The sequence below is a fragment of the Kitasatospora sp. NPDC022856 genome (assembly GCF_055561235.1).
This window is the reverse complement of sequence record NZ_JBVHHE010000027.1, coordinates 1-24660: the sequence shown is the minus strand read 5'-3', so window position 1 is coordinate 24660 and position 24660 is coordinate 1. Positions and strand designations below refer to the sequence as shown.

The 24660-nt window shown below is 74.4% G+C and carries 18 protein-coding genes; 9 read left to right on the top strand and 9 right to left on the bottom strand.

The window, feature by feature from the left end; all coding sequences use genetic code 11:
* Window positions 1-109 precede the first annotated feature (109 nt).
* The 4 genes from ACZ34W_RS28370 (at window position 110) to ACZ34W_RS28355 (ending at window position 8102) form a co-directional block, all read left to right on the top strand.
* Window positions 110-1660, top strand: coding sequence for a hypothetical protein (locus ACZ34W_RS28370; RefSeq protein WP_465608102.1), 1551 nt, complete (start codon window positions 110-112; stop codon window positions 1658-1660).
* A 100-nt stretch (window positions 1661-1760) separates the two neighbouring features.
* A complete protein-coding gene (locus ACZ34W_RS28365; RefSeq protein WP_329490851.1) occupies window positions 1761-2636 on the top strand; it encodes a hypothetical protein in 876 nt (291 codons plus the stop codon).
* A gap of 95 nt (window positions 2637-2731) precedes the next feature.
* Window positions 2732-7297 carry a hypothetical protein gene (locus ACZ34W_RS28360; RefSeq protein WP_465608100.1) on the top strand — a complete coding sequence of 1522 codons (4566 nt, stop codon included), beginning with the start codon at window positions 2732-2734 and terminating at the stop codon, window positions 7295-7297.
* 64 nt (window positions 7298-7361) lie between these two features.
* Window positions 7362-8102: a metallophosphoesterase gene (locus ACZ34W_RS28355; RefSeq protein WP_465608098.1), complete on the top strand. Its 741-nt coding sequence runs from the start codon at window positions 7362-7364 to the stop codon at window positions 8100-8102.
* On the opposite strand, the gene ACZ34W_RS28350 is transcribed toward ACZ34W_RS28355, so the two are convergent.
* Complete coding sequence (locus ACZ34W_RS28350) at window positions 8078-8479, bottom strand: hypothetical protein (RefSeq protein ID WP_329490855.1); 402 nt, start codon at window positions 8477-8479, stop codon at window positions 8078-8080. The genes ACZ34W_RS28355 and ACZ34W_RS28350 overlap by 25 nt on opposite strands.
* A gap of 157 nt (window positions 8480-8636) precedes the next feature.
* A complete protein-coding gene (locus ACZ34W_RS28345; protein ID WP_465608095.1) occupies window positions 8637-9332 on the bottom strand; it encodes a FadR/GntR family transcriptional regulator in 696 nt (231 codons plus the stop codon).
* Between the two features lie 143 nt (window positions 9333-9475).
* Here ACZ34W_RS28345 and ACZ34W_RS28340 point away from each other — a divergent pair, with 143 nt between their 5' ends.
* Both ACZ34W_RS28340 and ACZ34W_RS28335 read left to right on the top strand, forming a co-directional pair.
* Window positions 9476-10030: a gluconokinase gene (locus tag ACZ34W_RS28340; RefSeq protein WP_329490857.1), complete on the top strand. Its 555-nt coding sequence runs from the start codon at window positions 9476-9478 to the stop codon at window positions 10028-10030.
* Entirely contained in the window at window positions 10027-11418 is a 1392-nt protein-coding gene (locus tag ACZ34W_RS28335; RefSeq protein ID WP_329490858.1) for a GntP family permease, read from the top strand. Before ACZ34W_RS28340 ends, ACZ34W_RS28335 begins: the two co-directional genes overlap by 4 nt.
* Window positions 11419-11695: 277 nt before the next feature.
* On the opposite strand, the gene ACZ34W_RS28330 is transcribed toward ACZ34W_RS28335, so the two are convergent.
* The 5 genes from ACZ34W_RS28330 to mmuM form a co-directional block, all read right to left on the bottom strand.
* Window positions 11696-13288, bottom strand: coding sequence for a glycerol-3-phosphate dehydrogenase/oxidase (locus ACZ34W_RS28330; protein ID WP_329490859.1), 1593 nt, complete (start codon window positions 13286-13288; stop codon window positions 11696-11698).
* Between the two features lie 153 nt (window positions 13289-13441).
* The gene (gene glpK / locus ACZ34W_RS28325) at window positions 13442-14968 is read right to left on the bottom strand and encodes a glycerol kinase GlpK (RefSeq protein WP_329490860.1); all 1527 of its coding nucleotides are present in this window, start codon (window positions 14966-14968) and stop codon (window positions 13442-13444) included.
* A gap of 94 nt (window positions 14969-15062) precedes the next feature.
* Window positions 15063-15800 carry an MIP/aquaporin family protein gene (locus ACZ34W_RS28320; protein ID WP_380391237.1) on the bottom strand — a complete coding sequence of 246 codons (738 nt, stop codon included), beginning with the start codon at window positions 15798-15800 and terminating at the stop codon, window positions 15063-15065.
* 294 nt (window positions 15801-16094) lie between these two features.
* Window positions 16095-16859 carry an IclR family transcriptional regulator gene (locus ACZ34W_RS28315; RefSeq protein ID WP_352295079.1) on the bottom strand — a complete coding sequence of 255 codons (765 nt, stop codon included), beginning with the start codon at window positions 16857-16859 and terminating at the stop codon, window positions 16095-16097.
* Between the two features lie 118 nt (window positions 16860-16977).
* Window positions 16978-17928 carry a homocysteine S-methyltransferase gene (mmuM, locus tag ACZ34W_RS28310; protein ID WP_465608091.1) on the bottom strand — a complete coding sequence of 317 codons (951 nt, stop codon included), beginning with the start codon at window positions 17926-17928 and terminating at the stop codon, window positions 16978-16980.
* 253 nt (window positions 17929-18181) lie between these two features.
* Between mmuM and ACZ34W_RS28305 the strand changes: the two genes are divergently transcribed.
* The 3 genes from ACZ34W_RS28305 to ACZ34W_RS28295 all read left to right on the top strand — a co-directional run bounded on the left by ACZ34W_RS28305 (window position 18182) and on the right by ACZ34W_RS28295 (window position 21845).
* The gene (locus ACZ34W_RS28305; RefSeq protein ID WP_465608089.1) at window positions 18182-19084 is read left to right on the top strand and encodes an NUDIX hydrolase; all 903 of its coding nucleotides are present in this window, start codon (window positions 18182-18184) and stop codon (window positions 19082-19084) included.
* Window positions 19085-19123: 39 nt separating this feature from the next.
* Complete coding sequence (locus ACZ34W_RS28300; protein WP_329490865.1) at window positions 19124-19672, top strand: NUDIX domain-containing protein; 549 nt, start codon at window positions 19124-19126, stop codon at window positions 19670-19672.
* 154 nt (window positions 19673-19826) lie between these two features.
* On the top strand, window positions 19827-21845 hold the full coding sequence (locus ACZ34W_RS28295) for an acetoacetate--CoA ligase (RefSeq protein ID WP_465608086.1): 2019 nt from the start codon (window positions 19827-19829) through the stop codon (window positions 21843-21845).
* A 93-nt stretch (window positions 21846-21938) separates the two neighbouring features.
* Here ACZ34W_RS28295 and ptsP read toward each other — a convergent pair whose 3' ends face one another.
* A complete protein-coding gene (gene ptsP / locus ACZ34W_RS28290; protein ID WP_465608084.1) occupies window positions 21939-23609 on the bottom strand; it encodes a phosphoenolpyruvate--protein phosphotransferase in 1671 nt (556 codons plus the stop codon).
* Between the two features lie 100 nt (window positions 23610-23709).
* Window positions 23710-24159, bottom strand: coding sequence for a PTS sugar transporter subunit IIA (locus ACZ34W_RS28285; protein ID WP_329490869.1), 450 nt, complete (start codon window positions 24157-24159; stop codon window positions 23710-23712).
* Between the last annotated feature and the right edge of the window lie 501 nt (window positions 24160-24660).

The window sequence follows — 24660 nt, the reverse complement described above, 5'->3', positions numbered from 1 at the left end:
GGTACTTTCCCGAAAGCCGGTTCCACCGCCCGCGGTGCGACCGCCTGTCCGGGCCGTCCGTAAGGTCCGTTTCGGTCGATGTCGGTGCCTACCTCTAATCTTGTCCACCGTGACCGCCATCGCTGACCCGCCCACCGAGTCCGGGCCCCGGCCGCCCGCCGGGCCCGCCGGGCCCGCCGCCGCCGCGCGGCCCGCGCCCGGCCCCGCCGCCGACGAGGGCCTGGCCCGCCGGCTCAAGGCGCTGGCCTGCACGGCCCCGCTGCACGACCTGGACAGCCGCAAGGTGATGCTGGCCGGCGAGTACGGCGGCTACGCGATGGCCGAGGTCGGCCTCGCCGCCATCGACCTGGTCACCCTGCACATGGACTTCGACACCGGGGCCGACCGCGAGATAGTGCTCGCCCGGCTGCTGCCCCGGGTCGCCGCCCAGGCCGCCACCCGCCCGACCGCCGAGCACGAGCGGGTCGCCCGCTGGGTGCTGGAGTCGCTGATCAACGTCGGCAGCGTCGACCGCGGCTTCCGCGCCGTCTACGGCACCTTCGGCCAGGACGGCGCGTACGTCCGGCGCGACTACGACTTCAAGCTGATCGAGGAGGTGCCCGGCCCCGACGGCGGCGTCTACCTGCGCACCACCGACGAGGCGGTCAACGTCCTGGTCGGCGCCCTCGACACCGACGTCACCTCCGCGCAGATCGCCGCCGAGGTCAAGCTGGAGGTGCTGATCCGGCGCGGCCGGCTGGCCGACGCCCAGCTCGCCGCCGAGCAGGCCCGCTACCGCACGGTCCAGTACGCCGAGACGCTGCGCCGGGCCCTGGACGCGACCCGGCGCAACGTGCGCGCCGTCGACTGGATGCAGGCCGTCCCCGACCTCATCGACGAGGCGCTCGACCACATCGCCGACCGCTACCGGCACGAGAACGCGATTCTCACCAACATCCGCAAGGCCCGCGACGAGGCCGAGGAGCCCGAGCACAAGCGCCGCGCCGCCGAGCTGGTCGACATCGTCAAGGACTGCATCCGCCGCCACACCCAGCTGCAGACCCGCCTGCTGGAGGCCGGCCCGCTGTTCCGCGCCGAGCAGGACCGCCAGGCCTTCGCCGCGCCCGGCGCCCGCAGCGGCATCGACCTCTACGGGCAGCTGCTCGCCCCCGTGCTGCGGCTGCCGGTGGAGCAGGCCGTCCGGCCGACCGGCGCGTTCTTCACCCGCGGCACCGGTCTGCGCACGCCGGTCTCCGTCCGGGTCGCCGACCTGGTCGACCTGCTGCTCACCCCGCCGGTCGAGCGCGAGCACCTGGGCGCCGAGCTGCCCGATCCGGACCTCGTCGCCACCCCCGACGACAGCCGGTTCACCGAGGCGCAGCTGGAGGCCGCGCTGGTCCTGCTCGACCTGCCCGCCGACGCCCCCCGCCGGCTCTCCGGGCTGCTCGCCGACGCCCGCCGACAGGATCCCGAACTCCCCTACCTGGTCGCCCTGCTGGCGGTGCACGCGGCCAGCCCGCCGGTCGGCACCGCCTACCGGCAGGGGGAGGAGCGGCTGCTCTTCGCGGTCGACGACGGCACTCCGCTGCGGGACCGCGAGTTCGGCGGCGCCGACCTCATCGTCGGCAGCGCCTTGCTGGACGCGGCCGGCATGGCGGCCGACCGCAAGGACGCCAGTTGACGACCGGCCAGCCGACGCACCCCCGGCGCCGCCCCGCGGCAGCCGAGACCGACCGCCCCACCACCCGCACCAGTGGCAACACCCCCGAGGAGCACCGCCCGTGACGACCCACCACGACACGTCCTGGGCACCCGAGGCCGAGCCCGCCGCCCCGGCCCCGATCACCCCGGCCGACGTCGCCGACGCGGCCCGCCTGGTCTCCTTCGGCCTGCAGGCCAAGCTGCTCCCCGCCCGCGACGCAGAGTACGCCGAGCTGGTCCGCCGCCACCGCGAGGACCCGCCCTTCGCCCGACTCGCCGACGCCGTCGCCACCGGCATGGGCCTGGTCGTCCTGGAGGTCTCGCCGCGCGCCGGCATGGCCGTGGCCGCCGCCGAGGACTCCGTCTTCGCGGTCCGGATGGGCGACTACTCGCGCCGCGCCGCCTCCGAGTCGACCGACCGCTTCCTGCACGGCCTGGCCCACCTCGCCGTCGCCGCGATGGCCTTCCCCCGCCCCGAGGACCTCGCCGACGACGGCTACCTCGGCCGGATCACGGTCAACGGCGTGGACGCCTTCGTCCGCCAGGCCTGCCGCCGGCTGGAGGAGCAGGCCGAGGCCGACGGCGCCAACACCGACCCGCAGAGCGACGCCCCCGGCCTGGAGGCCGCCTGGCGGGTCTGGGCCCGGCGCACCGCCACCGGCGCCACCAAGGACGCCCGCCGGCTGTCCGGCTCCACCATCGGCATCGTCGCCAAGGCCGTGATGTTCCTGGTCGACTCCGGCTTCCTGCAGAAGACCTCGGACGACGCCGGCGGCACCTACCGCACCACCGCCCGCTACCAGCTCCAGGTCCGCGACCTGGCCGGCAGCGCCGCCATGGCCGAACTGCTCGACCTCGGCATCGTCCCGGTCTCCGACGGCACCGCCAGCCTGCTGCCCCCGGACACCGGGGACGAGCTGGTCGCCGACGCGGGCCTGCCGTTCCACGCGCTCTGACCCCGGGCCCCCACCCGGACCGGCCCGCCGCGCCACCGGGCCGGGCACCCCTGACCACGCACTCCTGACCCACCCGCACTGGAGAACCGCCGCACATGTACGAGCTCAACCGGGTCCGCCTGTACTCGATCGGACCGGCCGGCGCCCGCTACGCCGACACGGTGCTCGACCTGCGCGGTGTCGGCGAGCCCGTCTCCGACCCGGCCCCCCAGCAGATCGGCCTGTTCGGCGAGGAGCCGGACGGGCCGATCCGCCGGCCCGCCCCCGCCGGGGTGCTCTTCCTGGAGAACGGCGGCGGCAAGTCCGTCCTGCTCAAGCTGATCTTCTCGGTGATGCTCCCCGGCCACCGCAACACCCTCGGCGGTGCCAGCTCCGGCGTGCTGCGCAAGTTCCTGCTGGCCGACGACTGCGGCCACGTCGCCCTGGAGTGGCAGCACACCGTCACCGGTGAGCCGATCGTGGTCGGCAAGGTCAGCGAGTGGCGGGGCCGGCAGGTCTCCTCCGACCCGCGCAAGTTCGCCGAGACCTGGTACTCCTTCCGCCCCGGGCCGGGCCTGACGCTGGACTCCCTGCCGGTCGCCGAGCGGGTCAGCCTGGCCGGCGACCAGAAGGCCCGCGGCCGCCGCCGCACCATGAAGGGATTCCGCGACGCCCTCACCGAGGCCGGCAAGGCCCACCCCCACCTCGACCTGGTCTTCGAGGACGGCCACGACCGCTGGACGGAGCACCTCGGCGAACTCGGCCTCGACCCCGAACTCTTCCGCTACCAGCGCGAGATGAACGCCGACGAGGGCGAGGCGGCGGGCCTGTTCGCGGTCAAGCACGACAGCGACTTCACCGACCTGCTGCTGCGCGCCGTCACCGACACCCGGGACACCGACGGCCTGGCCGACCTCGTCCACGGCTTCGCCGCCAAGCTCGGCCGCCGCGCCGAGCTCACCGCCGAACGCGACTTCACCGCCGGCTCGCTGGAGCTGCTGGAGCGCATCGCCGAGTCCACCATCGCGCGGGAGACCGTCCGCGAGGCCCACCGCACCGCCGAGCGCCGCACCCGCCGCCTCGCCCACGCCCTGACCTCGCGCGCCGCCGCCGAACGCGACCGCGCCCAGGACCTCTCCATCGAGGTCGCCGCCGCCGCGAGCGCCGTCACCGCGGCCGAGGCCGACCGCACCCGGCACACCCTGATCACCGCCGAGCTGACCCACCGGCACGCCACCCTCGGCCTGGCCGCCGCCACCACCGAGGCCGCCGCGCTGCGCCGCGAGCTCATCGACGCCCGCACCCTGCACTCCGCCTGGCAGGCCGCCGAGGCCGTGCTGCGCCAGCGCGCCGCCGCCGACCGGGTGGCCAGGGTCGCCGCCGCGATCCGCGAGGCCGAGCTCGACGCCGCCCCGGCGCTCGCCGCCCGCGCCCGTGCCGCCACCGCGCTGGCCCGCGCCCTGGAGAGCGCCGCCGCGGCCGCCGAGGAGCGCGCCGACACCGAGGAGCAGCGCGCCGGCGAGCTCCAGGCGGACGGCGCCAAGGCCCAGTCCGACGCCACCGAGGCCGCCACCGCCGCCCAGAAGGCCCGCAGCGAGTCCGACCACCTGCGCCAGCGCCTCGCCGAGGTCGAGCGGGAGACCGCCGCCGCGGTCGAGGCCGGCTGGATCGACCCCGGAACCGCCGAGCCCGACCCGGCCCGCGCCGCCCTGCACGCCGCCGACGTGGAGAAGACCGCCGCGGCCGCCCTCGCGCAGGCCCGCACGGCCGCCGAGGCCGCCGCGGCCCGGCTGCGCGAGGCCGCCGCGGCCACCGGCCGGGCCGAACTCGCCGAAGCCCGCGCCACCGACGCCCGCAAGGCCGCCGCCCAGGCGCTCGCCACCGAGCAGCGCACCGCGGCCCTGCTCGCCACCGAGCCCAGGCTCGCCGACCTGCTCTCCCTCACCCCGTACCAGGAGGACGCGGACGAGGACTCCGGCTTCCTCACCCCCGCGGTCCTCGACCGCTCCGCCGAGACGCTCCGGGAACTGCTCGACGACGCGATCGCCACCGCCGAACGCACCCTGTTCGACCTGCGCACCGCGGCCGCCGACGACTCCCGCATCCTCGCCGCGCTCGGCGACGGCGGCCTGCTGCCGCCCGGCCCGGACGTGCTCGCCACCGTCGAGTACCTCGCCGAGCACGGCATCCCCGCGCTGCCCGGCTGGCGCTACCTGGCCCAGTCCGTCGACCCGGCGGACCACGAGGCGATCCTCGCCGCCCGGCCGGAGCTGGTCGACGGCGTGGTGATCACCGACCCCCACTCGCTGGACCGGGCCCGCGAGACGCTGCACTCCGCCGCGCTGCTGCCGCGCTCCACCGTCGCGGTCGGCGCCGCCGCCGCGCTGATCGCGCCCATCACCGGCGAGCCCGCCTTCTTCCTCGTCCCGCCGAACCCGGCCATGCACGACGAGACCGCCGCCGACGGCGAGCGCCGCGAGCTGCGCTCACGCGCCACCGCCCGCGAGGAGCACATCCGCGAGCTGGCCGCCCGGCTGGGCGGCGACCGCGCCCTCGCCGCCCGCCTCGCCTCCTGGCACGCCAGCTGCCCGCCCGGCACCCTCGCCGAGCTGGCCGCCGCCGCCGAGGCCGCCCACGAGCACGCCGAGCAGGCCGCCGCCGCGCTGGCCACCCTGCGCGCCGACCACGACGAGGCCGAGAGCGACCACGCCGCCGCCGCGTTCGCGCACGAGGAGCAGCGCGAGGCCGCCCAGCAGGCCCGGCGCCGCGCCGACGCCCTCTCCGGCCTCGCCTTCCGCCTGCGCGAGCGCGCCGGCTGGACGCGGAGCCTGCGCGAACTCGCCGAGGACGCGACCGAGTGCGACCGCCGCCAGGCCCAGTGCGCCGAGCGCGCCCGCACCTGCGACGAGGACCGCCGCGCCGCCCAGCGCGCCGCCGACGACGCCCGCCGCACCGCCCGCACCCTGCGCGCCGAGCGCGCCGAGATCCCCGCGGCCGAGCAGGCCGACGAGCCCGCCGCCGCCGCCCCCGTCGCCCTGCCCGCCCTGCGCGAGGCCTACCGCGCCGCGTCCCAGCTGTACGAGAAGGTCGGCGTCGGCGCCGACCTCCGCGCCGAACAGGCCCGGGCCGAGGGGGACGAGGCCGCCGCCGCGACCGAACTCGACCGGCTCACCAACAAGGTGCGCACCCGGGCGGAGGAGCTGCTGGGCAGCCCCGACGGCGCCGACGGCCCGGCCCGCCAGGCCGCCGCCGCCCGCGCGGAGGAGCTGGTCGCCACCATCGAGGCCCGCGCCGCCGCCGCCAGCGAGCAGCTCGGCCGGCTGCGCGGCGAGGCCGAACGCTCCGCGCCCGCCGACGGCGAGGCGCACACCGAGCTGCCCGAGGACCTCGTCCCCACCGACCCCGAGCACGCCCAGGTCCTGCTGCGCACCGCCACCACCCGGCTGGCCGAGCGCCGCGAGAGCGTCGACGCCGCCCGCACCGCCCACGCCGACCTGCAGCGGACCTTCGACGCCGCCCAGGCCGCCGCCGCCGACTTCGACGAGCACGCCGGGCAGCTGCGCGACGGCCTGCGCGAGCACCAGGACGAGGACGGCCGCCCGGTCGAGCCCTACCTGGGCCCGCTCGCCGACGCCCGGACGGCCGCCGCCGAGGCCCGGCGCGCCCTGCGCACCGCCGCCGGCGAACTCTCCGCCGCCGAACTCGCCGTCCGGGACGCCTCCGACGCCCTCGTCCGGCACGCCAACGCGGCGCGCTACGAGGCCGTCCGCACCCCGGCCCGCCAGCAGATCCGCGAACTGCCCGCCGCCGCCCTGCCCGACCACGCCGCCGCCTGGGCCACCGCCTTCGCGCCCCGGCTGCGGGTGCTGACCGACGAGCTCGCCCAGCTGGAGCGCAACCGCGGCTCGATCGTCGACCGGCTGCGCGGCCTGGTCGAGTCCTCGCTCACCACGCTGCGGGCCGCCCAGCGGCTCTCCCGGCTGCCCGAGGGCCTGGGGGAGTGGTCCGGCCAGGAGTTCCTGCGGATCCGCTTCGAGGACCCGGACCACGCCACCCTGGTGGAGCGGCTGGGCGAGGTGATCGACGAAGCCACCCGCGCCGCCGTCCGGAAGAACAGCGACCTGCGCCGCGACGGGATGTCCCTGCTGCTGCGCGGGGTCGCCGCCGCGATCGGGCCGCGCGGCGTCAGCGTGGAGATCCTCAAGCCGGACGCGGTGCTGCGGGCCGAGCGGGTCGGCGTCGGCCAGATGTCGGACGTCTTCTCCGGCGGCCAGCTGCTCACCGCGGCCATCGCGCTGTACTGCACGATGGCCGCGCTGCGGGCCAACGACCGGGGCCAGTCCCAGCTGCGGCACGCCGGCACGCTCTTCCTGGACAATCCGATCGGCCGCGCCAACGCCACCTACCTGCTGGAGCTCCAGCGGGCGGTCGCCGACGCGCTCGGTGTCCAGCTGATCTACACCACCGGCCTGTTCGACACCACCGCGCTGGCCGAGTTCCCGCTGGTCATCCGGCTGCGCAACGACGCTGACCTGCGGGCCGGCCTCAAGTACATCTCGGTGGAGGAGCACCTGCGCCCCGGCCTGCCCGCCCCGCAGGACCCGGACGGCCCGGCCATCCACGGCGAGATCACCGCGACCCGGATGTTCAAGCGCCCGGTGGAGGCCCCGGGCCAGGCCTGACCCCCGCTACCCCGGCGCCACCGGCCCGCCTACCGTGGGGGCATGCTGACGATCGCTCACTTCAGTGACATCCACCTCGGCCAGGAGTGGCGCCGGGACGGCGGCGCGCGCGTACCGGCGGGCCGAGCGGGTGATGGCGTACCTCAACGCCCTGCCGGGCCCGCTGGACGCCGTCCTGATCACCGGCGACCTCGCGGACCACGGCCTGCCGGCGGAGTACGAGCAGGCCGCCAAGGTGCTGGTCTCCCGCCACCCGGTGCTCACCTGTCCCGGCAACCACGACCGGCGCGCGCCCTACCGGGAGGGACTGCTGGGGGAGGCGCCCGCCGACGGCCCGGTCAACCGGCGGCACGAACTGCCCGGCGCCGACCTGCTGCTGCTCGACTCGTCGATCCCCGGCCGCGACGACGGCCTGCTCGACGACGGGACGCTGGCCTGGCTGGACGCCGAGCTGGCCGGGGGCCGTCCGGACCGGCCGGCACTGGTGGCCTTCCACCACCCGCCGGTCGTCCTCCACCTGCCGACCGTCGACCCGATCCGCCAGTTCGGGGAGGAGCGGCTCGCCGAGGTGCTGGCCCGCCACCCCCAGGTGGCCGCCCTGCTCTGCGGCCACTCCCACACCGGCGCGGCCACCGTGTTCGCCGGTCTGCCCGTACTGGTCGCGCCGGGTGTGGTGTCGACCGTCACGCTGCCCTGCGAGGGCGGCCCCGGGATCAGCTTCGAGCAGCCGCCGATGCTCGCCTTCCACGTTCTGGACGACGGGGGCCGGCTCACCACCCACTACCGGGCCGTCGTGCCGGCCTGACCACCCACCCGGGCCCCCTGCGCGGTGGGCACCCACGGCTGGGGCGCCGTCCCGGTCGGGGGGCCCGCCGGGCGCGGCACCGGCCGGACCCCGGCGGGCGCCCGGCTGCCGGCCATCGGCGAGGCGGAGTTCGGCCCGCGCATCCGCTGGGCGGCGACCTGGCGCGAGATGAGGATCTCCAGCAGGCACCACATGGTGCCGAACACCCCGAGCCCCATGGCCATCAGCGCCGGCGTCATCAGCCAGCTGTCCGCGTACGAGCCCAGCGCCGCGACGACCAGGCCGACCAGGGTGAAGGACAGGCAGAGCACCGCCCGGACGGCGGCTGCGCGCACCTCGTCGGGCAGGCGACGGCGGCGACGGCGTGCGGATGGCATCGGGCGACCCCCAGGCGCGCTCACGACGGCGGGACGGGCGCGCCGGAACGCGCCCCTGCGCACCACTCTGCCCCGTGGTACCCGAACCATGCGCGGGAATCAGCCGAACTGGCGTCAAATCGTGTGATCTGCACCGGAAACCGCGCCCTCGGGCGAATCACCCCAGCTGCTGGTCGAGCTCCGCCAGCGCGCCCTCGGCGATCGTGCGCATCGCCCGCTCGGCGTGGGCCGCGTCCCCCGCGCAGATCGCCTCCGCGACCTCGCGGTGCAACCGGATCGCGTACGGCTCGGGCTGATGAGGCATCAGATGGTACTCCGTGCGGCCGGTGAGCACCGCACCGACGGTGTCGCCGAGGTGGGCGAACATCTCGTTGCCGGAGGCCTTCAGGACGGTCGCGTGGAAGGCGATGTCGTGCCGGAGGAAGGCGGTCAGGTCGGCGGCCCGCGCCGTCATCGTCAACTCACCGGCGAGGGAGAGCAGTTCGCGGCGCTCGTCGTCGCTGGCGTGCCGGGCGGCGAGCGCGGCCGCGGCCGGCTCCACCGCGACCCGCAGCGAGCCGAGCGAGCGCAGCTGCGCGGGCCGGTCGGTCCCGGCCAGCCGCCAGCGGATCACCAGCGGGTCGAAGACGTCCCAGGCGGACTTCGGCTGGACGGTGCTGCCGACCCGCCGCCGGGAGGCGACCAGCCCCATCCCCTCCAGGATCCGCACGGCCTCGCGGACCACCGTCCGCGACACCCCGTACCGCTGCTCCAGCTCCTCGGCGCGCAGGACCGCACCCTCGGGGATCTCACCGGAGGCGATGGCCGGTCCGAGGTCGGCGAGCAGTCGGCCGGGCAGCCCCTGGATCTCCATCCGGCCAGCCTAGAGGGCCCGGCCGGCCCGCTCGCCGGGCGGCCCCCGCAACGCGCAAAAGTATGACGATTTGGTTTCCGACTCTTGAATACGTCATATCTTTGGAGCGATAGTGGCGGCCTGGCAACGAAGGAGCACCACCCATGGCTCTCAGCGTCGAGAACCACGACACCCCCGCGTCGCCCCTCACCCTCGTGGTGATGGGCGTCTCCGGTGTCGGCAAGACCACCGTGGCCCGCCTGCTGGCCGACCGCCTCGACCTCCCCTACGCCGAGGCGGACGACTTCCACCCGCCCGCCAACATCGCCAAGATGTCGGCCGGCATCCCGCTGGACGACGCGGACCGCGCGCCCTGGCTGCGCGCCCTCGGCGGCTGGCTGGGGGAGCGGGCCGAGGCCGGCACCGGCGGCGTGGTCACCTGCTCGGCGCTGAAGCACCGCTACCGCGACACCCTGCGCGCGGCCTGCCCGGGCGCCTTCTTCCTGCACCTCAGCGGGGGGCACGAGCTGGTCGGGGACCGGCTCGCCCACCGCACCGGACACTTCATGCCGCCGTCGCTGCTCGACTCGCAGTACGCCGCCCTGGAGCCCCTCGGGGCGGACGAGCGCGGTGCGGTCCTGGACGTCGGCCCGACCCCCGAAGAACTCGTCGAGATGGCCGTGGCACTGCTGCGGCCCGTCAATGGAGACCTCGCGTGACCCCCACCCTGCTCGCGGCGGCCGCCCCACCGGCCCTGCCGCACACCGACAGCGACGCCCAGCTGCTGATCGCGGTCCTGCTCAGCATCGGCGCCATCGTGGTGCTGATCACCCGGCTGAAGCTCCACCCGTTCCTCGCCCTCACACTCGGCTCGGGCCTGCTGGCCGCCGTCGCGGGCGCCCCCTTCGACAAGCTGCTGGGCAGCTTCTCCACGGGGTTCGGCGCGACCGTCGCGGGCGTCGGCCTGCTGATCGGGCTCGGCGCGATGCTCGGCAAACTGCTCGCCGACTCCGGCGGGGCGAACATCATCGCCGACACCGTGCTCGCCCGCTCCGGGCCCAGGGCGCTGCCCTGGGCGATGGCGCTGATCGCGGCCGTCCTCGGCCTGCCGCTGTTCTTCGAGGTCGGGGTCGTCCTCCTGATCCCGATCGTGCTGCTGGTGGCCCGCCGCGGCAACGTCCCGCTGATGCGGATCGGCATCCCCGCGCTGGCCGGGCTCTCGGTGCTGCACGGCCTCGTCCCGCCGCACCCCGGTCCGCTGGTGGCCGTCGACGCGCTGAAGGCCGACCTCGGCATCACCCTGGCGCTCGGCCTGCTGATCGCCGTGCCGACGCTGATCGTCGCCGGCCCGCTGTTCGCCCGGCTCGCCGAGCGCTGGGTCGGCCCGCTGGAGATCCCGCAGGCCACCGCGCCCGAGGAGACGGAGAAGCCCGCGCACACCCCGGGCTTCGGCGCGGTCCTCGCCACCATCCTGCTGCCGGTCGCCCTGATGCTCGGCAAGGCCCTGGTCGACGTCGTCGTCGACGACCCGAAGGCGATGCCGCAGCGGATCTTCGACTTCATCGGCTCGCCGCTGATCGCCCTGCTCGCCGCGACCCTGCTCGGCATGGTGACGCTCGGCCGGGCGGCCGGCTTCACCAAGGACCGGATCTCCGACACCGTCGGGAAGTCGCTCGGCCCGATCGCGGGCATCGTCTTCATCGTCGGCGCGGGCGGCGGCTTCAAGCAGACCCTGATCGACGTCGGCGTGGGCAACGCGGTCAGCGAGTGGTCCGCCAAGTGGCACATCTCGGCGCTGCTGCTCGGCTGGCTGATCGCCGTGCTGATCCGCCTGGCCACCGGCTCCGCCACGGTCGCCACGATCACCGCCGCGGGCATCCTCGCCCCGCTCGCCGCCGACATGTCCGCGACCCACGCGGCGCTGCTGGTGCTGGCCATCGGCGCCGGTTCGCTGTTCTTCTCGCACGTCAACGACGCCGGCTTCTGGCTGGTGAAGGAGTACTTCGGGATGAGCGTCGGCCAGACCCTCAAGTCCTGGTCGGTGATGGAGACCGTGATCTCGGTCGTCGCCATCGCCCTGATCATGCCGCTCAGCCTGATCATCTGACCGCGCCCCCGCGCCCCGGAGGGCGGTACCCGTCTCCACGGGTACCGCCCTCCGGGGTTGCCCGACGGCGGGTCGCACGGCCCGACCGCGGCCCGGCGTGCAGCCGAACGGGTCCAGGGGACCGCCCCGGCAGCCGACCCGCAGGAGCCCGTGAGCCCGGCCGTGCGGACATGCCGAAGGGCGGGCACCCCCAGCCCGGGGTGCCCGCCCTTCGAGTCCTGTGCGCCGGCCCTACGGGGCCGAGCGCTTCACGGGACCGCCCTCACGCGGCCACGCGTCACTTGGCGCGCTTCGCCAGGAAGGCGTCGACCTCGGAGCGGATCTCCGGCGTGTCCAGGCCGCGGACGGTCATCGTGGTGCGGCGGCGCAGCACGTCGTCCGTGGTGTACGCCCACTCGCTGTCGGCGGCGTAGGCGACCTGGGCCCAGACGTCCGGGCCGTCCTCGTGGATCGGCCGGCCGAGCTCCGGGTTCTCGTCGATCATGCGGGCGATCTCGAAGGAGAGCGTGCCGTAGTGGCTGGCCAGGTGCTTGGCGACCAGCGGCTCCATCCGGGAGCCGGGCTCACGGTCGATCAGCAGGCGGTGCGCGACGGCGTTCGGCGCGCCGACGCCGGGCAGCGGGACGGTCCGGGCGATGGTCGACATGTCCTCGCCGAGCGTGGTGCCGGGCACGTGGGCCAGCTTCTCCAGCACGGTCCGGCCGATGTGCCGGTAGGTGGTCCACTTGCCGCCGGCGACCGACAGCATGCCGCCCCGGCCCTCGGTGACGACCGTCTCGCGCTTGGCGGCGGCGGTGTCGCCGGGGCCGCCGGGCAGCACCCGCAGGCCGGCGAAGGCGTAGGTGATCAGGTCGCGGTCGATGTGCTCGTCACGGATGGCGTGCGCGGCCTCGCCCATGATCTGGTCGATGTCCGCCTCGGTGGCCCGGACGTCCTGCGGGTCGCCGGTGTACTCCTCGTCGGTGGTGCCGAGCAGGACGTGGTCCTCCCACGGGATGGCGAAGGAGACGCGGTACTTGTCGATCGGGATGGTCAGCGCGGCGCGCCACGGGGCACGGCGCTTGACCACGACGTGGGCGCCCTTGGAGAGGCGGATCGACGGCGCGGCGCCGGCGTCCTCCATGGTGCGCAGGTGGTCGACCCACGGGCCGGTGGCGTTGAGCACCAGGCGGGCGTTCACGCCGAACTCGGTGCCGTCCAGGCGGTCCTTGAGGTCGGCGCCGGTGACCCGGCCGCCGGTGAAGCGGAGGCCGGTGACCTCGGCGTGGTTGAGCACCACGGCGCCGGCGTCGACGGCGGCGCGCACCGTCATCACGGCGACGCGCGAGTCGTTCATCTGGTGGTCGCCGTAGACGGCCACCGAGCGCAGGCCCTCGGTGCGCAGCGCGGGCACCTGCTGGGCGGCGTGCGCGGCGGTGGAGACCCGGCCCATGCCGTCGCGGAAGGCGGAGAGCGCCGAGTAGAGGAACACACCGGCGCCGAGCTTGGGCGCGCTGTGCGGGCCGCCCTTGTAGACCGGCACGAAGAAGGTCAGCGGGTTGACCAGGTGCGGGGCCACGTCGGTGGCGAGCGCGCGGCGCTCCTTGTGGTTCTCGGCGACCAGCTTGACCGCACCGGTCTGCAGGTAGCGCAGACCGCCGTGCACGAGCTTCGAGGAGGCACTGGAGGTGGCCCCGGCGAAGTCGCCGGCATCGACCATGGCGACCTTGAGGCCCGCCTGGGACGCGGTCCAGGCGACGGCCGTGCCGAGGATGCCGCCCCCGATCACCAGCAGGTCGTAGGTGGCCTTGCCCAGCAGCTCGCGGGTCTCGGCGCGGGAGGCGGTGCGGCCGGCGAAGCGCTCGGCGCCCAGGGTCGGGATGGTTGCCATGGTGTGTGTACGGCGGCGCGGGTCGGGCGGCGCCGTTACTCCTCTCGGTGTGCGGTGCGGCCCCTGCTGAGAGGCCGGTTCGGCCCGGTGCGGCGGGCCGGTGAAACGGGAGCGGGCCGGCCGGGGCCCGGGGGCCCCGACCGGCGTCCGCGGTCAGATCTGCTCGTCCTCCTCCACCCAGCCCATGGTGCGCTCCACGGCCTTGAGCCACTTCTTGTACTCGCGCTCCCGGGTGGCCTCGTCCATGCGCGGGGTCCACTCGGCGGCGCGGTGCCAGTTGGCCCGCAGGGTGTCCAGGTCGCTCCAGAAGCCGACCGCCAGGCCGGCCGCGTAGGCGGCGCCCAGCGCGGTGGTCTCGGCCACGTACGGGCGCTCGACCGGAGCGTCCAGCACGTCGGCGATGTTCTGCATGAGCAGGTTGTTGCTGGTCATGCCGCCGTCGACCTTGAGGGCGGTGAGCTCGACGCCGGAGTCCTTCTGCATGGCGTCGACGACCTCGCGGGTCTGCCAGGCGGTGGCCTCCAGCACGGCCCGGGCCAGGTGGCCCTTGGTGACGTACCGGGTCAGACCGGCGATCACACCGCGGGCGTCGGAGCGCCAGTACGGGGCGAACAGGCCGGAGAAGGCCGGGACGAAGTAGGCGCCGCCGTTGTCCTCGACGGTGTTGGCGAGGGTCTCGATCTCGGCGGCGGTGGAGATGATGCCGAGCTGGTCGCGCAGCCACTGGACGAGCGAGCCGGTGACGGCGATCGAGCCCTCCAGCGCGTACACCGGCTTCTGGTCGCCGATCCGGTAGCCGACGGTGGTCAGCAGCCCGTGGTACGAGTTGACGACCTCCTCGCCGGTGTTCAGCAGCAGGAAGGTCCCGGTGCCGTAGGTCGACTTGGCCTCGCCCTTGTCGAAGCAGGTCTGGCCGAACAGCGCGGCCTGCTGGTCGCCGAGGGCGGAGGCGACCGGCACGCCGGCCAGGTCGCCGACGGCCTCGCCGTAGACCTCGGCGGAGGAGCGGATCTCCGGCAGGACGGCCATCGGCACGCCCATCGACTCGGCGATCTTGTCGTCCCACTCCAGCGAGCGCAGGTTCATCAGCATGGTGCGGCTGGCGTTGGTGACGTCGGTGACGTGCTTGCCGCCGTTGACACCACCGGTGAGGTTCCAGATCACCCAGGTGTCCATGGTGCCGAACAGGATGTCGCCGGCCTCGGCGCGCTCGCGCAGGCCCTCGACGTTGTCCAGCAGCCAGCGGATCTTCGGGCCGGCGAAGTAGCTGGCCAGCGGGAGGCCGGTCTCGCGGCGGAAGCGGTCCTGGCCGACGTTGCGGCCCAGCTCGCGGCAGAGTCCCTCGGTGCGGGTGTCCTGCCACACCAGCGCGTTGTGCACCGGCTCGCCGGTGTTCTTGTCCCACAGGACGGTGGTCTCGCGCTGGTTGGTGATGCCGATCGCGCGGATGTCGTCCTTGGTCAGACCGGCCTTCTCCAGCGCGCCGCGGACCACCGACTGCACCCGGGTCCAGATCTCGGCGGCGTCGTGCTCGACGTAGCCGGGCTGGGGGAAGATCTGCCGGTGCTCCTGCTGGTCGACGGCGACGATCCGGCCGTCCTCGCCGAAGATGATGCAGCGGCTGGAGGTGGTGCCCTGGTCGATCGCGGCGATGTAGTTACCGGTGCCAATGGAGGTCATGAGGGTCCTCGGCTCAAGAAGGGGGTTGCGGGGTGGGTGGGTCCGACTCTCGGGTCAGTCCCCGTGCTCGGGTGGGGTGGAAACCCGAGGAGCGTCAGAAGGCGACGTGGTACAGGCCGCCGGCCAGCAGGCCGCCGATGACCGGGCCGGCCACCGGGATCCAGGCGTAGGACCAGTCGGAGCCGCCCTTGTTCGGGATCGGCAGGAGCGAGTGCACGATGCGCGGGCCCAGGTCGCGGACCGGGTTGATCGCGTAGCCGGTCGGGCCGCCGAGCGAGAGGCCGATGCCGACGACGGTGAGGGCGACGATCAGGATGCCGGTGCCGGAGAGGCCGAGGCCCTTGTTCAGGCCCTGGGTGAGGATGCCCAGGCAGAGGACCATGGTGCCGATGATCTCGGTGAGCAGGTTCTGGACCGGGTTCCGGATCTCGGGACCGGTCGAGAAGATGCCCAGGGTCGCCTCCTTGTTGGCCTGGAACTGGCCGAGGTAGGTGACCCACACGAGGACGGCGCCGATCATCGCGCCGAGCAGCTGGGAGCCGAGGTAGACCGGCACCTTGCTCCAGTCGCCGCTGTCGACGGCGAGGGCCAGGGTGACGGCCGGGTTCAGGTGCGCGCCCGACTTGGGGGCCGACATGTAGGCGGCGATCATCACCGCGAAGCCCCAGCCGAAGGTGATCGCCAGCCAGCCGGCGTTGAGGGCCTTCGACTTCTTGAGCGTCACGGCGGCACAGACGCCGCCGCCGAGAAGTATCAGCGCGGCGGTGCCGAGGGTTTCGCCGACGAAGATGTCGCCGTTGGAGAACGCGGACACAAAGACTCCCTTGTCCATATGGCCCGGAGGTGCGGGTGGGGGCAGGTGGCTGAGCGATCGCTGTGCGGGTGAGCGCATTGTGGGAGTGATCTGCTCGGCCATCGTTCGACAATGTCGACCGTCATGCGGAAGCTTCCTCCCCAGGCCGCCTTCACGTCAAGGCCGGGTTACGCAGCTGTGACCCTTCACTCGAAGTTACCAATCGACTCACGTCAAATATGGACAAAACGCTAAGGCGCGGACAGGCATCCCGCCTGTCCGCGCCTCAGCGTGAACGTCAGATGTCCGCGGCCGCCGCCGCCGGCGCCGGGGTCAGAACCGTCCGGCGCCCAGGTCCCGGGAGATCGCCCGGGCCGCGCTGCGCACCGAGGCGACCAGCGAGGGCCGCACGAAGCCGTCCTCGCAGACCCGCTCCACCGGGCCGCTGACGCAGACCGCTCCGACCGGGTTGCGCCGCCGGTCCTGGATCAGCGCGCCGATCGAGGCCACGCCCTCCCAGGTCTCCTCGATCGAGTCGGTCCAGCCGCGCTCCCGGGTCAGCGCCGCCTCGGCGTCCACGTCAGCCAGGTCGGTCAGGGTCCGCGCGGTGTACGCCTCCAGCGGGCCCTCGCCCAGCTCCCCGCGGGCCACCGGGTCGTACGCCAGCAGCACCTTGCCGAGGGCGGTGCTGTGCAGCGGCTGCATCGAGCCGACCTCCAGCACCTGCCGGGTGTCGTCCGGACGGAAGACGTGATGCACGATCAGCACGCCCTGCTGGTGGAGCACCCCGAGGTAGACGGTCTCGCCGGCCGCCCTGGCCAGGTCGTCCGCCCAGACCAGGGCCCGGGCGCGCAGCTCGTGCACGTCCAGGTAGCTCTGGCCCAGCCGCAGCAGCTCCGCGCCCAGCTGGTACTTGCCGCTCTCCGGGTCCTGCTCGACGAACCCCTCCTGCTGGAGGGTGCGCAGGATCCCGTGGGCGGTGCCCTTGGCGAGGCCCAGGGCCGTCGCGACCTCGGACAGCCCCAGGCGGCGCTCGCCGCCGGCCAGCAGGCGCATGATCGCGGCGGCCCGGGAGAGCGACTGGATCGGGCCGGGCATTCGGTACCTCCGCGCTGACAGGCGGTCGACAATGTCGACCGCAGTGGTAACGGGACGAGTCTGCCAGGCCGCGCCCCGTCCGTGCACCTTCCCCCTCGGTAATCTCCGTCCGGCGCGGTCAGACCCGCCCGCGCGCCACCTCGGCGGCCAGCGCCGCGATCTCCCGCGGGCCCACCCGGCAGCAGCCGCCCACCAGCCGGGCGCCGTCGGCCAGCCACCCCGCCACCCCAGCCCGGCCGCCGCCGGGAGCGGCCCCGGGCACGCCGAACGTCGCCGCACCGCGCCAGGCACGGGCCCCGGCGTCCCAGCGCTCGCCGCTGTTCGGATAGACCACCACCGGCTTGCCGGTCACCCGGGCCGCCGTCGCCACCGCCCGGTCGGCGTCCTGCGGCGTGCAGCAGTTCACCCCCACCGCGACCACCTCGTCGGCGTCCGCGGCCAGCGCGAAGGCCTCCGCCAGCGGCTGCCCGGCCCTGGTCCGGTCGCCCGCCACGCTGAACGACAGCCAGGCCGGCACGCCCAGCCCGCGCACCGCCCGCAGCAGCGCCCGCGCCTCGTCCGCGTCGGGCACCGTCTCCAGTGCCAGCACGTCCGGCCCGGCGGCCGCCAGCACCTCCAGCCGCGGCCGGTGGAACGCCTCCAGCTCGGCGGTCGTCAGCCCGTACCGGCCCCGGTACTCCGAGCCGTCGGCCAACGCGGCGCCGTACGGCCCCACCGACGCGGCGACCCACAGCGGCCGGTCCGCCCGGACCGGCGCCGCGGCGCGGCGCGCCAGCTCCACCCCGAGCGCCAGCAGCCGCTCCGCCTCCGCCCGGCCCAGCCCGCGCCGGGCGAACCCCTCGAAGCTCGCCTGGTAGGTCGCGGTGATCGCGACCTCCGCCCCGGCCTCGAAGTACGCCCGGTGCGCGGCGACCACCGCCTCCGGGGCGTCCGCCAGCAGCCGGGCCGACCACAGCGCGTCCGACAGGTCGTACCCGGCCGCCGCCAGCTGGTTGGACAGCCCCCCGTCCAGGACCAGCGGACCGGCGGCCAGCGCGGCGGCGAAGCCCGGCGGGGCAGGGGCGGGCATGGCGGCCTCCTCGGGGGCAAATCTCCTGGTCACAGAGTAGAAGACCGGACGCCCCCGGCCGGCCCGAAAACCATTTGCCGCCCGGCCCCCGGATCGCTACGTTGTGCTCACCCCGAGAACGACGGCAGGACGGCGGCCCGCCGGTCCTCCCGGTACCGCCGACCGCACGACACGCCCGCCACACCCGACGCGCCCGGCAGCGCCCGACAGCGACCGACCGGCCCGACGAAGCGCCAGCGGAGAGGAGCCCGCCATGACCGTGGAACGACCGCCCGCCCACGAGAACGACTGGCTCGCCGCCTACGACCCGCGCGCCTACACGCCCGTCGCCGTCACCGTCGACGTCGTCGCCCTGACGCTGCGCCACGGCAGCCTGCACGTCCTGCTGGTCGAGCGCGCCGCGCCGCCCTACCAGGGGTACTGGGCACTGCCCGGAGGCTTCCTGCGGGCCGGCGAGGAAGGGCTCGACGAGGCCGCCGCCCGCGAGCTCGCCGAGGAGACCGGCCTGCTCGGCACCGCCGACGCCGAGGCCGCCCTCAGCCGGATCCACCTCGAACAGCTCGGGACGTACGGCGCCCCCACCCGGGACCCGCGCATGCACGTGGTCTCCGTCGCCTACCTCGCCTTCGCCCCCGACCTGCCCGACCCGCAGGCCGGCTCGGACGCGGCCACCGCCGCCTGGCACGCCGTCACCGACCTCGACCTCCGGCCGTCCACCGGCCGGTCCCCAGCCGCCGGTGTGCCCGCCGACACCCACGGGGGTGGCGTCGGCGGGCACACCGGCCACCAACCCGCGGCCGACGGCCCCGCCGGCACCACGACGCTCGCCTTCGACCACGCCCGGATCGTCGCCGACGGCCTCGACCGCGCCCGCGCGAAGATCGAGTACAGCCCGCTGGCCACCGCCTTCCTCCAGTACGACTTCACCATCCCCGAGCTGCGCGCCGTCTACGAGGCGGTCTGGGACGAGAAGCTCCACCCCGGCAACTTCCACCGCAAGGTGCTCTCGGTGCCCGGCTTCGTCGAGAGCACCGGGACGACCACCGAGCGCGGCGGCGCCCGCGGCGGCCCACGGGCCCGCACCTACCACGCCGGCGACGCCCGCCTCCTGCACCCCGCGCTGCTCCGGCCCACCCGGGAGGACGAGATCCGCTGACCGGCGCCACCGGTCGCGCCCGCGCACTACCATCCGGCCATGACGACTCAAGAGGTGAGCAGGACGAGCAACCGGCCGAACTCCCACTGCCACTGGTGCGGCACGCCCTACCCGCCCGGCACCACGGCCTGGCCCCGCACCTGCCCCGGCTGCTCCGAGATCAGCTACCGCAACCCGCTGCCCGTCGTCGTCACCCTCCTCCCGGTCACCCAGGAGAGCGGTGCGCCCGGCCTCGTGGTCATCCGCCGCACCATCGAGCCCGGCTACGGCCAACTCGCCCTGCCCGGCGGCTACGTCGACTACGGGGAGAGCTGGCAGCAGGCCTGCGTCCGCGAACTGCGCGAGGAGACCGGCATCCTGGCCGAGGCCGGTGACGTCACCCTGGTCGCCACCGACTCCGACACGCACGGCGGCTTCCTCTGCCTCTTCGGCCTGCTCCCCGCCCGCCCGCTCGCCGAGCTCCCGCCCTCGGTCCCCACCGAGGAGACGGAGGGCTGGCAGCTCGCCGACCCCACGACCGCCCTCGTCTTCGCCTTCCACACCCGGGTCTCCCAGGCCTGGTTCAACGGCGAGTACGCCCACCACTGACCGTGCCCGGGGACGGGGCTGACCAGGCTCGCACGGCCGCGGCAGACCCTGGCGTACCGCGCGATCACATGGCAGGGTCTGCTCCGACAGCCCCAACCGGACGGGCCCTGCCACAAGCACCCCCGTCCCATCCAACGGCCGGGAGACCACCACCGTGAGCACCCCATCCCAGGACCAGCCGCTCTGGCGCCCCAACCCCGCTCGCGCCGCAGCCACCGGCCTCGTGGCCTTCCAGGCCTGGGCCGCCGAACACCACGGCGCACCGGCCGCCCCGCTGGCCCCCGTCGACAGCGACGAGCAGGCCGCCCGGCGCTACGCCGACCTGCACAGCTGGTCCACCGAGGACCTCGACCGCTTCTGGACGGCCGTCACCCAGTGGTTCGGCGTCCGCTTCACCGAGGCCCCCGAAGCCGTCCTCACCGACGCCGCCATGCCCGGCGCCCGCTGGTTCCCCGGCGCCCGCCTCAACTACGCCGAGCACGCCCTGCGCGCCGCCGACGACGAGGCCAACGCCGACAAGCCGGCGATCCTCCACCTGGACGAGACCACCGAGCAGCCGACCGTCCTCACCTGGTCCGAGCTCCGCCGCCAGGTCGGCTCGCTCGCCGCCGCCCTCCGGGCCCGCGGCATCGGCCCCGGCGACCGCGTCAGCGCCTACCTGCCCAACATCCCGCAGGCCGCCGTCGCCCTCCTCGCCAGCGCCGCCGTCGGCGCGGTCTGGACCAGCTGCGCCCCCGACTTCGGCGCCCGCAGCGTCCTCGACCGCCTCCAGCAGATCGAGCCCGCCGTCCTCTTCGCCGTCGACGGCTACCACTACGGCGGCAAGGACCACGACCGCGCCGAGGTCGTCGCCGAACTCCGCCGCGAGCTCCCCAGCCTGCGCACCGTCGTCCACGTCCCGCTGCTCGGCGCGCCCGCCCCCGACGGCGCCCTGCACTGGGACGACCTGGTCGCCGACGACGTCGAGCCGGTCTTCGAGGCCGTCCCCTTCGACCACCCGCTCTGGGTCCTCTACTCCTCCGGGACGACCGGCCTGCCCAAGGCCATCGTCCAGAGCCAGGGCGGCATCCTGCTGGAGCACCTCAAGCAGGCCGGGCTCCACCTGGACCTCGGCCCCGAGGACCGCTTCCTCTGGTACACCTCCACCGGCTGGATGATGTGGAACTTCCTCCTCGCCGGCCTGCTCACCGGGTCCACGATCGTCACCTACGACGGCAGCCCCGGGCACCCGGACACCGGCGCCCTCTGGTCCGTCGCCGCCCGGACCGGCGCCACCGTCCTCGGCACCTCCGCGGCCTACGTCATCGCCAGCCGCAAGGCCGAGCTGCACCCCGGCCGCGACCTCGACCTCTCCGCCGTCCGCTGCATCGGCACGACCGGTTCCCCGCTCCCGCCCGACGGCTTCCGCTGGATCTACGACGAGGTCAAGCAGGACGTCTGGCTCGCCTCCGTCAGCGGCGGCACCGACGTCTGCTCCTGCTTCGTCGGCGGCGTCCCGACCCTGCCGGTGTACCTCGGTGAGATCCAGGCCCCCTGCCTCGGCGCCGCCGTCGAGTCCTGGGACGTCCACGGCCGCCCGCTCACCGACGCGGTCGGCGAACTCGTCGTCACCAAGCCGATCCCGTCCATGCCCACCGGCTTCTGGAACGACCCCGACGACGCCCGCTACCACGACAGCTACTTCGAGATGTACCCCGGCATCTGGCGCCACGGCGACTGGATCACCGTCACCTCCCGCGGCACCGTGGTCATCCACGGCCGCTCCGACTCGACGCTCAACCGCCAGGGCGTCCGGATGGGCTCCTCCGACATCTACGAGGTCGTCGAGCGCCTCCCCGAGATCGCCGAGTCCCTGGTCATCGGCCTGGAGGAGCCCGACGGCGGCTACTGGATGCCGCTCTTCGTCGTGCTCGCCCCCGGCGCGGTCCTCGACGACGGCCTGGTCGGCCGGATCCGCACCTCGCTGCGCACCGAGCTCTCCCCGCGCCACGTCCCCGACGAGGTCATCGCCGTCCGCGGCCTGCCGCACACCCTCACCGGCAAGCGGATCGAGGTCCCGGTGAAGCGCCTGCTCTCCGGCACCCCGCTGGAGCAGGCAGTGAACCCGGGTTCGGTCGACGACGTCGAGCACCTGCGCTACTTCGAGCAGCTCCGCCGCGACCGCCGGGCCTGACCCCGGACAGCACGAACCCGGACAGCACGAAGGGGTGCCCCCATGACGGTGGGGGCACCCCTTCGCAGTCCTCGCTCCGGCCGCGCGCCGGTGTCACTCGCCGGACAGCACCTGCTGGGCCGCGGCCCGCGCGTCCTCGGCGCTGTCCGCGGCGCGGGCGGCCTCGGCCGCCCGGCGGCACTGCGCCAGCGTGTACTTGGCCAGCGTGGCCCGCACATAGGGGATCGACGCCGCGCCCATGGAGAGGCTGGTGACGCCGAGCCCGGTCAGGACCACGGCGAGCAGCGGGTCGGAGGCGGCCTCGCCGCAGACGCCACAGCTCTTGCCGGTGGCCCGGGCGGCCTCGGCCGAGAACGCGACGAGGTCCAGCAGCGCCGGCTGCCACGGGTCCTGAAGCCGCGCCAGCGCACCCACCTGGCGGTCGGCGGCGAAGGTGTACTGCGCGAGGTCGTTGGTCCCCAGCGAGAGGAACTCCACATCCTGGAGGATCGACCGCGCCCGCAGCGCCGCCGACGGGATCTCCACCATCGCCCCGTACTTGGCGCTCAGCCCGGCCTGGCGACACGCGTCCGCGAAGTCCTTGGCGTCCTTGCGGTCGGCCACCATCGGGGCCATCACCTCAAGGTGCACCGGCAGCCCCTCGGCCGCCTTCGCCAGCGCGCGCAGCTGGGTCCGCATGACCTCGGGGTGCTCCAGCAGGGTCCGGAGACCGCGCACACCCAGCGCCGGGTTGGGCTCGTCGGCGGGGGTCAGGAAGTCCAGCGGCTTGTCCGCGCCCGCGTCCAGCGCCCGGACCACGACCCTGCCCTCCGGGAACGCCTCCAGCACCTTGCGGTACGCCTCGACCTGCTTCTCCTCGCTGGGAGCCTTGGCCGAGTCGTCCAGGAAGAGGAACTCCGTGCGGAACAGGCCCACGCCCTCCGCCCCGGCCTCCAGCGCGGCCGGCAGGTCCGCGGGACCGCCGACGTTGGCGAGCAGCGGCACCCGGTGCCCGTCCGAGGTCTGCCCCGGGCCGGAGGAGGCGGCCAGCGCGGCCTTGCGCTCGGCGGCCGCGCGGCGCAGTTCGTCCTGCTTCTCCTGCGACGGTTCCAGCAGCACGTCGCCGGAGCTGCCGTCCACCGCGACCACGGTGCCCTCGGCGACATCGGTCGCCCCCGGCAGCGCGACGACGGCCGGCACGCCCAGGGCGCGGGCGAGGATGGCGCTGTGGCTGGTCGGCCCGCCCTCCTCGGTCACGAAGCCGAGCACCAGGGTCGGGTCCAGCAGCGCGGTGTCGGCCGGCGCCAGGTCACGGGCGAACAGCACGTACGGCTCGTCGCTGTCCGGAACGCCCGGCATCGGCACGCCCAGCAGCCGCGCCACGATGCGGTTGCGCACGTCGTCCAGGTCGGCGACCCGGCCGGCCAGGTACTCCCCGGCGGAGGCGAGCAGCGCGCGGTAGGCGGCGAAGGCGTCGTAGACGCCGCGCTCGGCGCTGCTGCCTACGGTGATCCGGCGGGCCACGTCGGCCATCAGCTCCGGGTCCTGGGCCATCAGCGCCTGGGCCTCCAGCACGGCCTGTGCCTCGCCGCCGGCCAGGTTGCCGCGGGCGATCAGGTCCGCGGCCACCGCCTCGACGGCAGCCTGGGCGCGGGCCTGCTCACGGGGGGCGTCCTCGGTCGGGATCTGGGTGGCCGACGGCTCCAGCACCGCCGTCCCCATGTGCCGCACCTGGCCGATCGCGACCCCGTGGCTCACACCCACGCCGCGCAGCGTCTTCTCCATGTCACCTGTCTCCGCTGAGAGAAGCGGCCCCGCCGGGTACCGCTGTGTGCCGGGCCGCCCCACCGAGTCCGGAGGGGCGGGTCTGCAGTAAAGAAAGAGGTCAGCTCCAGCTGAAGAGGGCGTCGCCCACGGCGACGTCCCCGTCCTCGCGAAGGTCGCCGAGCGAGTCGGGGGCGGCCTCCAGAGCGACGATCGGCGAGATCGGCGACTTGCCCGCGGCCTCGACGGCGGCCGGGTCCCACTTGATGACGGCCTGGCCGCAGGTCACCGTGTCGCCCTTGTTGACGAGGAGCTCGAAGCCCTCGCCGTTGAGCTGCACGGTGTCGATGCCGAGGTGCGTCAGTACGCCGTGTCCGTCCGCGTCCACGACGACGAACGCGTGGGGGTGCATGGAGACGACGACACCGTCCACCGGGGCCACGGCCTCGGTCGGCCGGCGCACCGGGTCGATCGCGGTGCCGGGGCCGACCATCGCGCCGGAGAAGACCGGGTCGGGCACGCCGGCGAGCCCGACGACACGGCCGGTCAGCGGCGACGTCACAGTGGTCATGGTTGAGCCTCCCAAGTGCGCAGTACAGAGAGCGGCCGCGAACTGCGGCAAGGACATCGACTGAAGCCTAAATCATGTCAACTTCGGACATCTACTGACATTCCCGGGCGAACACTCACGCCCTGCCCGCCCTCACCGGCCGGCCATCTCACCGACCGCTAGTGGTCTAGTCCTCTTGGCCGATGCGCCGCACTCTACAGGCATCTTGGCGAATCGGGACCATTGCTGTATATGCTCGCGAGAGCAACAAATCATGCCTCCGAGCGGGTGAAGCTCGGCGTGCCCCGATTCGCGCTCCGGCCGACGACCCGCTATGGTTGGTCGAGTCGCCGCAAGTCGACGGTTAACAGCAGATCTCAGAAGCGAAAAGCACCGGTAAACGGAGCGGAAAGCGTCTGGTAAGCTGGGAAACACGAAAGAACGAAGCGCCCGGAGGGCCCGCTGGAAGGCGGTCCGAAGGAAGTGTCCGTTCCTTGAGAACTCAACAGCGTGCCAAAAGTC